General features: G+C 63.3%; 12 protein-coding genes. 3 read left to right on the top strand and 9 right to left on the bottom strand.

All coding sequences use genetic code 11. The features are described 5' to 3' along the window. Positions 1 to 32: 32 nt before the first annotated feature. Positions 33 to 1019 carry a nucleoside hydrolase gene (locus BLW48_RS26280; RefSeq protein WP_371127570.1) on the bottom strand — a complete coding sequence of 329 codons (987 nt, stop codon included), beginning with the start codon at positions 1017 to 1019 and terminating at the stop codon, positions 33 to 35. A gap of 312 nt (positions 1020 to 1331) precedes the next feature. Further along, positions 1332 to 2162 carry a dienelactone hydrolase family protein gene (locus BLW48_RS26285; protein ID WP_093178363.1) on the bottom strand — a complete coding sequence of 277 codons (831 nt, stop codon included), beginning with the start codon at positions 2160 to 2162 and terminating at the stop codon, positions 1332 to 1334. Between the two features lie 108 nt (positions 2163 to 2270). On the opposite strand from BLW48_RS26285, the gene BLW48_RS26290 reads away from it, so the two are divergent. Further along, on the top strand, positions 2271 to 3236 hold the full coding sequence (locus BLW48_RS26290; protein WP_093178364.1) for a GlxA family transcriptional regulator: 966 nt from the start codon (positions 2271 to 2273) through the stop codon (positions 3234 to 3236). Between the two features lie 27 nt (positions 3237 to 3263). Here BLW48_RS26290 and BLW48_RS26295 read toward each other — a convergent pair whose 3' ends face one another. Genes BLW48_RS26295 through BLW48_RS26305 form a run of 3 tightly spaced genes read right to left on the bottom strand, consistent with a single transcriptional unit; the run spans position 3264 to position 6208 of the window. Beyond that, positions 3264 to 4301 carry a DctP family TRAP transporter solute-binding subunit gene (locus BLW48_RS26295; RefSeq protein WP_093178366.1) on the bottom strand — a complete coding sequence of 346 codons (1038 nt, stop codon included), beginning with the start codon at positions 4299 to 4301 and terminating at the stop codon, positions 3264 to 3266. A 39-nt stretch (positions 4302 to 4340) separates the two neighbouring features. Beyond that, positions 4341 to 5639 carry a TRAP transporter large permease gene (locus BLW48_RS26300; RefSeq protein WP_093079115.1) on the bottom strand — a complete coding sequence of 433 codons (1299 nt, stop codon included), beginning with the start codon at positions 5637 to 5639 and terminating at the stop codon, positions 4341 to 4343. Beyond that, positions 5636 to 6208 carry a TRAP transporter small permease gene (locus tag BLW48_RS26305; RefSeq protein ID WP_093178367.1) on the bottom strand — a complete coding sequence of 191 codons (573 nt, stop codon included), beginning with the start codon at positions 6206 to 6208 and terminating at the stop codon, positions 5636 to 5638. The genes BLW48_RS26300 and BLW48_RS26305 overlap by 4 nt, the downstream gene beginning before the upstream one ends. A gap of 718 nt (positions 6209 to 6926) precedes the next feature. On the opposite strand from BLW48_RS26305, the gene BLW48_RS26315 reads away from it, so the two are divergent. Then, positions 6927 to 7868 (top strand): hypothetical protein, encoded by a 942-nt coding sequence (locus BLW48_RS26315; RefSeq protein WP_093178371.1) that lies wholly within the window; start codon positions 6927 to 6929, stop codon positions 7866 to 7868. Positions 7869 to 8247: 379 nt separating this feature from the next. Further along, positions 8248 to 9438, top strand: coding sequence for a hypothetical protein (locus BLW48_RS26320; RefSeq protein WP_093178372.1), 1191 nt, complete (start codon positions 8248 to 8250; stop codon positions 9436 to 9438). Here the strand turns inward: BLW48_RS26320 and BLW48_RS26325 are convergent. From BLW48_RS26325 to BLW48_RS26340, 4 genes are all read right to left on the bottom strand, one after another. Then, positions 9435 to 10238, bottom strand: a complete 804-nt coding sequence (locus BLW48_RS26325; protein WP_093178374.1) for a hypothetical protein — start codon at positions 10236 to 10238, stop codon at positions 9435 to 9437. The genes BLW48_RS26320 and BLW48_RS26325 overlap by 4 nt on opposite strands. 420 nt (positions 10239 to 10658) lie before the next feature. Then, positions 10659 to 10928, bottom strand: coding sequence for a hypothetical protein (locus BLW48_RS26330; RefSeq protein ID WP_093178375.1), 270 nt, complete (start codon positions 10926 to 10928; stop codon positions 10659 to 10661). A gap of 355 nt (positions 10929 to 11283) precedes the next feature. After that, positions 11284 to 12255: an NAD(P)H-dependent flavin oxidoreductase gene (locus tag BLW48_RS26335; protein WP_093178377.1), complete on the bottom strand. Its 972-nt coding sequence runs from the start codon at positions 12253 to 12255 to the stop codon at positions 11284 to 11286. A 13-nt stretch (positions 12256 to 12268) separates the two neighbouring features. Beyond that, positions 12269 to 13102 (bottom strand): electron transfer flavoprotein subunit alpha/FixB family protein (locus tag BLW48_RS26340; RefSeq protein ID WP_093178378.1); only part of this gene is annotated, 834 nt, incomplete at its 5' end.

Raw genomic sequence — 13102 nt, forward strand, 5'->3', positions numbered from 1 at the left:
CCGCCGTCAACGTCGTTCTGGGGCGATGCAGCTCAAGGCAGGCGGGAAATGCGCTGCGTCAGCAGATCGAAGAACCCCTGCGCATCCCCCTCGGCAATCCAGTTCACGTTGGCGGGCTTCTTCAAGCCGCCGTACCAGTCGACCACCGTCTGGCCGAAGCCCAGCCCTTCGCGGCTGTCGACTTCCACGTTCACCTTCCGGCCCCTGAACAGCGAGGGCTGCAGCAGGTAGGCGATCACGGTGGCGTCGTGCACCGGGCCGCCGGGCAGGCCGTAGTACTGCATGTCGTGCTGCACATAGGCATCGAGGATGTCGGCCACCGTCTTGCCTGCCTGGCTGCCGATGCCGCGCAGCCTGGCAATGCGCTCGGGGCTGGTCAGCACCTTGTGCGTGAGGTCTAGGGGCAGCATGGTGATCGGCACGCCGCTCTTGAGCACGATCTCGGCCGCATGCGGATCGGCGAACACGTTGAACTCCGCAGTCGGCGTGATGTTGCCGCCGTTGAAATGCGCGCCGCCCATGAGCACCAGCTCGCGCAGGCCGCGCGTGATGTCGGGAGCCTGCGTCAGCGCCAGCGCGAGGTTGGTCTCGGGCCCGAGCATGGCGAGCGTCACGCTTTTTTCGGGCGCCGCGCGCAGCGTGCGGATCAGGTAGTCGACCGCATTGCCATCAGCCAGCGGCTGGCTCGGCTCGTGCACCTTGACGCCGGTGATGCCTTCGCTGCCATGGATGTCGGCTGCATAGATGGGCGTGCGCAACAGGGGTCGCGGCGCACCGGCATAGACCGGAATGTCGGGCCGCTTTGCCCACTCGCGAGCGAGACGCGCATTGCGCGAGGTCTTGGCGAGCTGCACGTTGCCGGCCACGGTGGTCAGCGCCTGGATCTTCAACTGCTCGGGCGAGGCCATGGCAAACAGCAGGGCGATCACGTCGTCGGCGCCGGGGTCGGTGTCGATGATCAGCGTGTGCACGGTGGCATCGGCTGCATGTGCCTTCGGGGTGATGAAGCTGGTGGTCAAGAAAACGAGTGCTGCGAGAAGAACCGAAAAGATCGCGAAGCGCGATGGCCGTGTTGTTGCGACGGTCGATGCGGTGGACCTGGGATGCATGGTGAAGGAGGCTCCTTGCTGCGCGAAGAAGTGCGCTGTGCAAGTCAGTCTGCCAGAGCATCTCGCGGCGCGGCATCGGATCGCGGGTGCATTGTCGGTGGCGATGCACGGGCTCGCAACGGTGCGCATACCAAGGGGTTAGCGCGTGCGGGCGGCCGAAGTGAAAAGTGCGCAAACACGCCCAGGAAGAGGTCGGTCGCCTGTTGTGAAAACGCCGCTTGCTCAGCGCCGACGATCCAGCAGCCGCAGCGCAAAGAACGCCAGGATCTCGTCCCTTGCAGCAAGCGTCGGCTGCCCGGCCTCATCGATCAGGTGCGCCGTCACCACGCTGTGCGGGCTGGCCACCACCTGCGCGAAGAAGGGCGGCGTGTTCGGGTTGGCTGCGTTGTCGGGCAGCACGCGTGCGACAAAACGCTCGCCCAGTGCTTGAGAGAACGCAGCGAAGCGCTCGGCCTTGCAGAACCTGTCGCCGTCGAAGCGGTAGGCCATCACGCTCAGATCCTCGCGCTCCAGGCGCTGGCGCATGGCCGCGAGTTCGTCGGCCGCCACGTTTGTGCCGGCAGGGTCGTCCAGTGGCAGCGAAGGCTGGCACACCACCGGCGCGAGCATGGCGGGCTCCATCATCATCGAGAGCGCGAAGTTGCCGGTGAAGCACATGCCGATCGCGCCCACGCCGGGGCCGCCGCATTCCTCATGCGCCAGCCGCGCGAGCGCGCGCAGCCATTGCGTCACGGGGCTCGATGCATTCGATGCAAAGGCGCGAAACTCCGCACTCACGCAGGCCCGTTGGAACACGGCGGCGCCTTCCTCGGCCTGCGGCACCGCGCCGTCGCGGCCGAACAGCGAAGGCATGTAGACGGTGAAGCCCGCGTCGCGCACCCAGCGTGCAAAGCGCGCCACGTGCGGGCTGATGCCCGGCATCTCGGTCATCACGATCACGGCGGGGCCTTGGCCCATCAGGTAGACCTTCTTCTCGATGCCATCGAGCGTGATCTGGCGCGGGGTGAAGTCGTCGAGCGGATCGTCTTCGTTCAGGGAGCGGGTCGGTGTCATGTGAGTGCGGCCGTGGACGGCACGGGGAAAGCGGATGAGCTTGTATTGGGCCGCGCGCGTCGCCAGAATGGCAGTGTCAAATTTGACCGTTTCAGGGCTGAATCAGACATGCACGATTTCACCGTCCTGGTGCTGCCGGGCGCCTTCAACTCCAGCGTGGCGGTCACGCTCGACATCCTGGGCGCCGCGCAGGCCGTGGCCGCTCGTGCCGGCGTGGCGCCGCCGCGCTGGAGGCTGTGCTCGGTGCAGGGTGGCCCGGTGCGGTTGCAGGCCGGCATGAGCCTGGAGACTGCGCGCCTGCCCGTACGACCCCGTGACGACCGCTCGACATGGGTGGTGCCGGGGCTGGGGCTCAACACGCCGGGCGAGATCCGGCGGTGCCTCGACAGCGACGACGCGGCCAAGGCCATTGCGGGCCTCGTGCGTCATGCGAAGGCCGGAGGGCAGGTCGCGGCCTCGTGCTCGGCGGTGTTCCTGCTGAATGCCGCGGGCCTGCTTCAGGGGCGGCGCGCAACAACTTCATGGTGGTACGCAGCGCTGCTCAAGCAGATGGCGCCTGGCTGCATCGTCGACGTCGACCGCATGGTGTGTTCCGACGGCCCCGTGGTCACGGCCGGCGCCGCGTTCGCGCAGACCGACCTGATGCTGCATCTGCTGCGCGAGCGCTGTGGCAGCGCGCTCACCGATCTTGTCTCGCGCATGCTGCTGATCGACGGGCGTCAGGCGCAGGCACCGTTCATCGTGCCGGAGGTGCTGGCCAACGGCAACGACCTTGTGGCGCGACTGGCGGCGCGGGTCGAATCGGCATTGCCCGATCCGCCCGCGGTCAGTGCGTTGGCGCGCGAGTTCTGCATGTCGGAGCGCACGCTGTCGCGCCACATCCAGAAGGCCACCGGCAGGAGCACGCAGGCGCTGGTGCAAAGCGTGCGTTTGCGGCGCGCCCGCGCGCTGCTCGAGTCGAGCCGGATGACTGTCGAGCAGGTGGCAAGCGCCGTGGGCTATCAGGACGCCACGGCGTTGCGGCGCCTGATGAAGAAGATGGCGGGCGCGAACCCGAGCCGCTATCGCGGCTGATGCGCCCGCAATGCGCCGAGCCTGCTCTTACTTCTTGCGTGCGGCAATCGCCTGCTCGGCCTTCGCAACAAGGTCGGCACCCACGGTCGACTTCCACTTGTCGTACACCGGTCGCGTTGCCTTCACGAAGGCATCGCGTTCGGCTGGTGTGAGGCTGGTCACCGTCACGCCCATGCCTGCGATTTCCTTCAGCAGCGGCTTGTCGGCTTCGATCAGGCCTTTGCGTGCGATGACGATTTCTTCCTTGCCCGCATCGATGGCCGCCTGGCGCACGATGGCCTGATCGGCCGGCGTCCACGAGGCCCAGATTTCCTTGTTCACCACGAACACCAGCGGGTCGGCCACGTAGCCCCAGGCGGTCAGGAATTTCTGGCCCACGTTCTGCATCTTGAGCACGGTGAACAGGAACAGCGGGTTCTCCTGGCCGTCGACCGCGCCGCTCGCGAGTGCGGGTTGTGCGTCGGCCCAGCTCATCTGCGTGGGGTTGGCGCCGAGCGCGGTGAACATGTCGGAGTAGATGGGCGAGCCGACCACGCGGATCTTCATGCCCTTGACGTCGGCCGGCGACTTGATCACCCGCTTCGAGTTGGTGATTTCGCGGTAGCCGTTCTCGCCCCAGGCGAGCGGCACCACGCCGGCCTTGTCGAGCGTCTTGAACATCTCCTTGCCGACCTCGCCCTGCGTGAGCGCGTCAATGGCCGCGTAGTCAGGCATCAGGAATGGCATGGAGAACAGGTTGAGCTGCTTGACCTGCGGCGACCAGTTGATGGTCGAGCCAACGGCCATGTCGATCACGCCCTGGCGCAGCGCGCTGAATTCGCGCGTCTGGTCGCCCTGAATGAGCGACACGCCGGGGTACAGCTTGATGTTGATGCGGCCCTGGGTGCGCTCCTTCACCATGTCGGCCCAGATCTTTCCGGCCTGGCCCCAGGGCGTGGGCGGGCCGAGCACCAGCGACATCTTGTATTCGGGCTTGTAGGCGGCTTGCGCCATGGCGCCGGTCGAGAATATGCCCAGGGCGGTTGCTGCGGCGGCGAGGCCGAGAAGGGTGCGGCGGAATTTCATGATGAGGGCTCTCCTTATGGTTCTGAGACGGGACAAAAATCAGTAGCCGAGCTTGCGCGGCAGCCAGAGTGCGAGTTCGGGAAAGATGATGACCAGCACCATCACCACGAACATCGAGAACAGCATCCAGCCCACCCAGCGCACGGTCTCTTCCATGCGCACCTTGGCGATGCGGCACGACACCATCAGGTTGACCGCGAGCGGCGGCGTGAACTGCCCCAGCGCCACCTTCAGCGTGAGGATCACGCCGAACCACACCGGGTCCCACTTGTAGTACTGCACGATGGGCAGCAGCAGCGGCACGAAGATCAGGAAGATCGACACGCCGTCGAGGAACATGCCGACCGTGATGAGCAGCAGTATCAGCAGCGCCAGGATGCCGTACTCGCCCAGGCCCGAATTCACGATGGCGCGCGTCACCGGATCGATCACGCCCAGCGTCGACAACGAGTACGCGAAGATGCCCGCGAGCGACACCACCAGCAGGATCACGGCAGAGAGCTCACCCGACTCGCGCAAGATCACGAACAGGTCGCGCACCTTGATGGTCCGGTGGATGCACATGCCCACGAACAGGCCGTAGAACACCGCCACCACTGCCGCCTCGGTCGGCGTGAACCAGCCCGCGCGCATGCCGCCGAGGATGAGCACCGGCGCGGCCAGCCCCCAGGTTGCTTCGCGAAAGCTCTTCCAGAACGGCGGGCGCGGCAGCGTGGCTTCGAGCGCGCCCATCTTGTGTTTGCGCGCCAGCATCACGGCCGGAATCATCAGCGCCAGGCCTGCCATCACGCCGGGGATCATGCCGGCCGCGAACAGCGCCGGCACCGAAGCACCGGGCACCAGCACCGAGTACACGATGAAGGCCACCGATGGCGGAATCAGGATGTCGGTGGCCGCTGCAGCGCCCACCACGCTGGCCGAGAAGGCGGCAGGGTAGCCGGCGCGCGACATGGCCGCGATCATCACCGCGCCCACCGCGGCTGCATTGGCCGGGCCCGAGCCCGAGATGCCGCCGAGAAACATCGCCACCGCAATCGCCACCAGCGGCAGCATGCCGGGGCCGCGGCCCACGATGGCGACGGCAAAGTTGACGAGCCGCAGCGCCACGCCCGAGCGGTCGAAGATGGAGCCGACCAGCACGAACATCGGAATGGCCAGCAATGGATATTTGCCGAGGCCGGCATAGAAGTTCTGCGGCACTGCCAGCAGGCCGAACCATTGGGCGTCGCTGTTGGCCAGCGCGATGCAGGCGGCGCCCGCCAGGCCCAGCGCGGCGCCAATGGGCACGCCCACCAGCATCATCACGACGAAGGCAACGAAGAGCAGGGTGGCGATCACTTGGTGTCGTCCTTGCTGTCCGAGCCGTAGTTCGTCTTGCGTCCGCGGCGGATCATGAGGCCCACCGCGCGCAACGCGATGGCGAACGACACGATCGGCAGCCAGATCGAATACCACCAGGCCGGTAGCCCGATGCCGGGCGTCGTTTCTTCGAAGCGGAAGTCGTCCCACACCATGCGGATGCTGAGTGCGCCGATGAGCGTGAACAGAATGGCGATCATCAGCGCGCCGAACTGCGCGAGCCGCTTGCGCCGTGCCATCGAGCCGCTTTCGGAAAAGTACTCGATGCGGATGTGCCGGTCGCGCGCCACAGCGGCCGAGCCGGCCACCAGCGCCAGCATGATCATGAGGAACACCGAGAACTCTTCGGTCCACGCAAAGGACGAGTCGGTGAAGTAGCGAACGATGACGTTGGCAAAGGTGATGAGCGCCAGCGCGCCCATGATGATGACCGTGAGCCAGTCTTCGATGGCAAGGGGAACCTTGGTCGGTTCGTCGGCTGCTTCGATGTCGGGGGGAAGGGGGCTGGCGGCGTCCAGCGTGGGGCCGGACTCGGGTGGAGTTGTCATCGCGGGATGGTCAGTGAGGCACGAACGGCGGGACGCGTCCGGTACACCTCGACAGGGAACAGCCTTCGATGCTAGGTGGTCGATGACCACTCATGTATCGGGGGTTTCCTTAGCTGCGGGGCTTGGGAAAGGCACTTCCGGGGTGTGTGCACAGGCCGCCGGGTACTCCCCTCCGCGAATGTCCCCCGCCCTTCGGGCTCCTCCTTTATTTCGCTGCGGGGAGTACCCGGCGCCCTGCGCACGATGAGTGCGGCTGTGAGGTTGGCGGTGCGATCGCTGTGGCGGATTGCAGGTGGACGGTGCGGGGGCTTACCGCTGAGATCAGGTGCGTGGCCGTCTCTCGTCGCGCCGGTGCGCAAACTTGTGCGCTGCTGCCAAGTCTAGTGGGTTGCGCAGGCGGTCGCGAAAGAGCCGTGCATTCGGCGGAAGCGGCCGACCCATGCTCCGCAGCAGTCCCATGGGACGCCGAGCGACGGTAGCGGCAGGGACCGCACTTCGACGAAGTACGACTTGGCCGGCTTCTCGGAGATCGACGTCGGCAATGTGGCGATGGCATCGCTGTGCGCTATCGCCTCAATTGTCCTGCGACTACCAATTTCTCGGTATTGATCAAGCACGGTTTCGAGAGCGAAATTCAAACTGGCGGACCCGTTCATGGTGCATCAGAGGCGCGTGCTCGGTTTCATTTTTCACCACACCCGACCCGAATGTGGTCTTTATGACTATGCATGCAGCAGCGCTTCGTCTGTTTCTTGCCGAATGTACGGCGACCTCTCTCAAGAAGGAAGTTGAGCTAAAGGGTTCGCTGGCGAGTGCTCTGCAAGTTCGCCACAAGATTCGAGATACCGATCTAGGAAAACTGTTTGATCTGGCTGACGAGGCGCCTCCAGACACATACAGGCGGCACTACTACGTCTACACGCTGCAGTTGTTCTCTGGTTCGGCATACAGCACCTTTGATTCGATCGTGAGTGCTCCGGCTGGCACGTTGGCGAGCGTCCTGGTCAAGCCTCATTGGGATCCTTTGAAGACGCACAGCCTCGGTTCCATCTACGACCAAGAGCCAATGAACCTGTTCCCGGGTTGGTCGCTTACCAATGCGCGAAACAATCAAATGATGCTCGATCCTCATCTGCTAATGCTTCACTCAGACGGCGGGATATCTACCGATCTCAATGGGAAGGTATCGTCCAAGGCGACGAGCCGCACTATTGGCATGCAGGTTTCTGGAGCGCTGCGTTCGGAAGACGAGCAAGTGACTGAAGATCGCTTGAAGGGAGGAACACTACCGGGTCTTCAGCAAACTTATTCCCCGTATAGCAATAAGCTGAAAAAGAGCGAACCCCAGATGCTGAAGACATTGGGAAAGCTGAGCGGTGTTGAAAGCAGGGCGTATGACAACACCAAAGCGATCAAAAAGTTTGTGAAGATATTGGAGGAGATGAGAAAAACGACAATTGCGGGCGACGCACACTACAACCTCTTGTCGGGTAGCTTGCTCAACCAAAAGCTGACCAGCTCAGCCTTGTTGAGTGCGCAGAAATACTGGACTCATCACCGTAGTACTGCTGAGAGGGAGATCGACGCATTGATCAAGGGGCTGCGCACAAAGGGCGCGCAAGAGCATGCAATGACGTTGCGCCATCACACGCCTCGCTGATTCGATCAGAAAGGCGCTGTCCATCTCGGTGAGGACTGTTCTATTCGGAAGTGTCGACTAACAGATAGGGGTGTTCTCGTGACTTTGGTTATCAAAGTTGGGATGTGCGACTGAACCAGCCACCGATACCGGGGCGTTCTCATGCCTGTGGTTATCGTCTGTTTGGCCGCCTGCTTCAGACTGGTTGCCGTCAGTAAGTTTTTTCATCGACCGACTGTTAGGACTAGAAGCTGAAGCTGGGGTGCGGCACACGCATGCCAAAAGAGCCTTACCCTTAGTGCGTCGGGTCACAGCACAGCCTTCAAAGCTGGTTGGCGATGTCATCGGCGCAGTCTAGGCTTCCGAAAAACCCCCAAGAAGAAATTTTGGAGATAACGGAATGCCCACTCTTTTCTTCATGCCATGGACCGCCATGAATGGACCAGGCCACATCGGCCCAATCTCGCTGGTGCCGTACACGCGCGGCTCTGCGCCTGGAACGCTCGGCAAGACCAGCCAGGTGAGCCTTGACGCCATCATTGGAAACTACGCTGACCGTGCTTTCGTGAACGATGGAGACTCGACTGTGCCCGTGAAGAGAGCCGTCATTCTGCGCTGGCGGGGTGATGACGAGCGCGAGACCATCCTCACCGATGACGAGGTGCAGGAGCGGCTTCAGCAGACCCAGTTGCTCGTTTTCGCTGCTATTTCCAAGCGGCGGTACGGCTGGTTCTTGGATTACTGCAACTCAGACGGCTTGCTTGTCACAGCGCAGCACTACCGTGAAGACAACCCTGCTTCGACAGCGATCCGGACACGGCGGCGCGACGGCGGCGGCATTAACTACATGACCGGCACACGAGGGAGGCCTGTTTTCTTGCGTCCACTGCATGTGTCGGACAGGTACTGCTTCGACCTAGACGGAGAACTCGCGCTTGCCCTATTGAATGTGCCGGCCGGACCGCTTCAAAGCAGGATTAAGGACGCTGTCACGATGTTCATTCGCGCCAACACCGACGCCAATGAAGTTCCTGAGTCCGCTGAAATTGTCTTCATGAGGGCCGCCCTTGAGACGTTGGTAAATGCCACGCACCAGACTGCCGACCTCAAGCAAAAGCTGATGGCACTGATGGCTCCGCACCTCGGGCCCGCAGAGTGGCATGACGTGCACATCGCCCCTGAGAAGTGGCGGGAGCGCTGGAAGAAGTACAAGCCGACGCGCCCATTCGAGGCGTGGATCGATGACTTCTGCCACTGGCGCAACGAGGGCGCGCACGGCACGGGTGGGCAGCAGCACGAGCCGGGCGTCTGGTCGCTCAGCAACCACCTCATGTTCACGAGTTGGTTCACTTCGCGAATCGTCAAATGCTTGCTTGCCGCGGAAGGTCTCTACACGCTGACGGAAGAGGACAAAGACGAACTGCGCAACAGCGAGCTGTTCTTCACGTACGACATCCTGGCGCAGGACGACAGCAAACAGTTGTACTGGCACGCCGTTCTCGGCCACGTGCAGACCCTCCAGCTGGCTAACTACCTACGCGAGGCGACGAAAGATTGGCCGGAAGCAACTGAGGAGGAGGAAGAAGACTAGCCGCGCTTCTGTGCCTCAGTCTTGTACGCTTTGCGGTGTGCCAGAGTTTCGTCGACGGACTTTTGCAGGTCTTTGGGGAGAGGCGGTAGCTCGTCGGCGTTGTAGCCGGGTTCTCGTCTCGGCAGCAGCTTCGTGAGCATGTCCTCAATGGTCGCGTCGTGTCGCATACGGTAGACGTAGCCGACGCGGTAGCGCCATGTCTGCTTGAAGTGGTCGCGGAGAGCATCCCGAAGCGAGGTGAACGCCTTCAGATACACCGCTTCGTTTCCGGCGGCTCGCAAAGCCAGGCCCTCGGCCAGCATGTGCAGTTCGGCGACGTACGCCTTGCCGAGGATGGCCTCGACTTCCTTGAACGTCGCGCCGACCTTCCCCTCCTTCGCTGCGAGCCGTTGCGTTTCACGTGCGGTGCCGGTCCGGTGCTCGTCCATCTTGATGAGGTCGTGGTGCAGGATCTGCGCGTGCTCGATGTCGTCGAAGGCCGCAGGCCGAGCACCGCCCTCAAAGAGGAACGCCACTTCTTTGTAGTCGAATTCGTAGTCGCCGTACTGCATGAAGCTCGGTCGTACCAGTGCCCACACGGGTTCGTCGCCCTGCAACGCGATTCGCCGACAGTCTTGGTGGAAGCCGAGCCTGAACAGCAGGAAGTCGTTCAGCTGATTCTTGATGGAAAGCAACGCGAGGTTGCCTGCCGAGAGCCGTTCGTTGAAGCGCTTGTTCGCGTCGTACAGGCGCGCAAGCGCGAATGCCAAGCACGCGCCCACGAACGGGCCAATGATGTATGTCCACGGTGAAGCGCCCATCTTCTCTCTTCCGCTGTTTGCGGAATGATGACATGGCAGCGCCCGGCCGCGTTGGGCATGCAGAAAAGCAGGGAGAACACAAGCAAAGCTCGATAGGGGTGGTCGGCGATTCGTTCCATATGCCCCACGGGTCGAAGCTCGAGCCGCAAGCCCGTTGTATCGCATTGTGCCTTGACGTCAGATGACTGCTTCTGGCCGTGAGCACCCATCTCAACGCAGATCGTGAACGGCAGCAACCGCTGCAAAGCGGATGCGCGCATTGTCTGTCGACGATCAGCATGGAACACATAGCTGCCACCGAGGCCTACCCCACAAACCTCAACCAGGCCGAATTCCCTCCATCACAAAGGCTTCAGCCGTCGTACCCCAAAGAACCAACTCGGCACGCGGGCCGCGAACCCGCAGCCCGCAGACCAGCCGCTAACCGCCGGTCTCAGGCGCTCCGAGTCGCGCCTTCTCGCTCAGCTGAAACAGCTCGCCCGCCTTGCGAGCCAGTTCAGCCGCAAGCCAAAGCAGGTTGTCCAATCGCCGAGGCCCATCCCCGCTGCACCAGTCGATGTCTTCCCCGTGGCAGACCCACAGAAGAGCTTCGAGTTGAGAGAGGGTGTTTTCGAGAAGATCCGCCGGGTCTTGGGCGTTGTCTTCGGAAGCTACCGGCGTGCGAGGCCGGGCTATAGTCTTGGTAGCCATTTTTGTGCGGTTCCTTGAGAGGTGATTGCACGAACTTGGTTAGACGGTCGGGGTGCTAGTAACACCTCGGCCGTCGCCTTTTGATACCTCGCATTTGCATCGCTGCTTTCGCACCGACGACCTGCCGCGAGGCAAGCAGCCTTCAAACATCTCGGTGGCTGGGTGTGTTGCGCCTTTCTTCTTCCCTTGGTGGGGTATCGAGTGACAGGGGCATCCACTCTAGAGAAGAACCCGGCGAAGTAAGCGTTCCATGCGGCATGAAGTCTCGGCGACTGCCAACAAATGCAGCTTCCGCAGCGGCTCTGAACGATCACCCCGTCGGCGTGATCGTCGCCCCGGATGCGAGCAGAAAGACTCAGTTCATCCAGGACCGTGCCCGGTCCAGATGCTCGCGGCACTCGCGCACCATGCGCTCGAGCAACTCGGCACAAGTCGGAATGTCGTCGATCAGCCCGATGCACTGCCCGGCCGAGACCACGCCGTTGTGCACCTCACCAGACTCCAATGCCGCACGGCCACGCGCGCCGGCCACCAGCGGTCGCACGTCCTCGAACTCGCAACCACCCGGGCGGTTCTCCGTGGCCACCACCTCTTCGGAGATGGCGTTGCGGAACACGCGCGCCGTGTTGTGCAGGGTGCGAAACATCAGCTTCGTGTCGCGCTCGGTTGCAGCGACCAGCGCCTGTTTGATGTTGTCGTGGATCGGCGCTTCCTTCGTCACGCAGAAGCGCGTGCCCATGTTCACGCCCTCGGCGCCCAGCGCCAGCGCGGCGGCCATGCCGCGCCCGTCGGCAATGCCGCCCGACGCAATGATCGGAATGCGCAGCTTGCGCGCCGCCACGGGCAGCAGCACGAGGCCGGGCACGTCGTCTTCGCCAGGGTGGCCTGCACATTCGAAGCCGTCGACCGACACGGCATCGACACCATTGCGCTCTGCCGACAGCGCATGGCGCACGGAGGTGCACTTGTGCACGATCTTCACGTCATGGCGCTTCAACGCCTCGATGAAGTCCTTCGGGCTGTTGCCCGCGGTCTCCACGATCTTGATGCCGCTGTCGATGATGGCCTGCACGTACTCCGCATACGGCGGCGGCTTCACCGCCGGCAGGATCGTGAGGTTCACGCCGAAGGGCTTGTCGGTCAGCGTGCGGGTGCGCGCGATTTCGTTGCGCAGGTCGTCGGGCGTGGGCTGCGTCAGCGCGGTAACGATGCCGAGGCCCCCGGCGTTCGACACGGCCGCGGCCAGCTCGGCGCGGCCCACCCATTGCATGCCGCCCTGGATGATCGGGTAGCGGATGCCGAGCAGTTCGGTGATGCGGGTCTTCATCGTCGAAGACCCCTTACAGCGCCTTCACCAGTTCCGGCACAGCCGTGAACAGGTCGGCCACGAGGCCGTAGTCGGCCACCGAGAAGATCGGGGCTTCTTCGTCCTTGTTGATCGCCACGATCACCTTGGAGTCCTTCATGCCGGCCAAGTGCTGGATCGCACCCGAGATGCCCGCTGCGATGTACAGCTGGGGCGCGACGATCTTGCCGGTCTGACCCACTTGCCAGTCGTTGGGGGCGTAGCCCGCGTCGACGGCTGCGCGGCTGGCGCCCAGGCCCGCGTTGAGCTTGTCGGCCAGAGGGGCCATCACTTCGGTGAACTTCTCTGCGCTGCCCAGGGCTCGGCCGCCCGAAACGATGATCTTGGCTGCGGTCAGCTCGGGGCGTTCGCTCTTCGTGACTTCTCGGCCCACGAAGCTCGATTTGCCACTGTCTGCGACGCCTTCGGCCGTTTCGACTGCTGCGCTGCCACCGGTGACTGCCGCGGCGTCGAAGCCGGTCGTACGCACGGTGATCACCTTGGTCGCGTCACTGCTCTGCACGGTGGCAATGGCGTTGCCAGCATAGATCGGGCGCTCGAAGGTGTCGGGGCTGTCGACCTTGGTGATGTCGCTGATCTGGGCCACATCGAGCTTGGCAGCCACGCGCGGTGCGACGTTCTTGCCGTTGGCAGTCGAGGGGAACAGGATGTGGCTGTAGTTGGATGCGATCGCCAGCACTTGAGCGGCGACGTTCTCTGCCAGGTTTTCCGCAAGGCTGGGGCTGTCGGCCACGATGACTTTGGAGACTCCGGCGATCTGTGCGGCGGCCTTGCCGGCTTCGGCTGCATTGGCACCGGCCACCAGCAC

It is taken from the genome of Variovorax sp. YR266, from assembly GCF_900107295.1.
Classification (GTDB): domain Bacteria; phylum Pseudomonadota; class Gammaproteobacteria; order Burkholderiales; family Burkholderiaceae_C; genus Variovorax.

What these genes read in the sequence shown, in the direction of transcription:
- BLW48_RS26285 (WP_093178363.1), bottom strand. Translation starts at nt 2,162, where the DNA reads ATGACACCGACCCGCTCCCTGAACGAAGACGATCCGCTCGACGACTTC.
- BLW48_RS26290 (WP_093178364.1), top strand. Translation starts at nt 2,271, where the DNA reads ATGCACGATTTCACCGTCCTGGTGCTGCCGGGCGCCTTCAACTCCAGC.
- BLW48_RS26295 (WP_093178366.1), bottom strand. Translation starts at nt 4,301, where the DNA reads ATGAAATTCCGCCGCACCCTTCTCGGCCTCGCCGCCGCAGCAACCGCC.
- BLW48_RS26305 (WP_093178367.1), bottom strand. Translation starts at nt 6,208, where the DNA reads ATGACAACTCCACCCGAGTCCGGCCCCACGCTGGACGCCGCCAGCCCC.
- BLW48_RS26315 (WP_093178371.1), top strand. Translation starts at nt 6,927, where the DNA reads ATGACTATGCATGCAGCAGCGCTTCGTCTGTTTCTTGCCGAATGTACG.
- BLW48_RS26320 (WP_093178372.1), top strand. Translation starts at nt 8,248, where the DNA reads ATGCCCACTCTTTTCTTCATGCCATGGACCGCCATGAATGGACCAGGC.
- BLW48_RS26325 (WP_093178374.1), bottom strand. Translation starts at nt 10,238, where the DNA reads ATGGGCGCTTCACCGTGGACATACATCATTGGCCCGTTCGTGGGCGCG.
- BLW48_RS26330 (WP_093178375.1), bottom strand. Translation starts at nt 10,928, where the DNA reads ATGGCTACCAAGACTATAGCCCGGCCTCGCACGCCGGTAGCTTCCGAA.
- BLW48_RS26335 (WP_093178377.1), bottom strand. Translation starts at nt 12,255, where the DNA reads ATGAAGACCCGCATCACCGAACTGCTCGGCATCCGCTACCCGATCATC.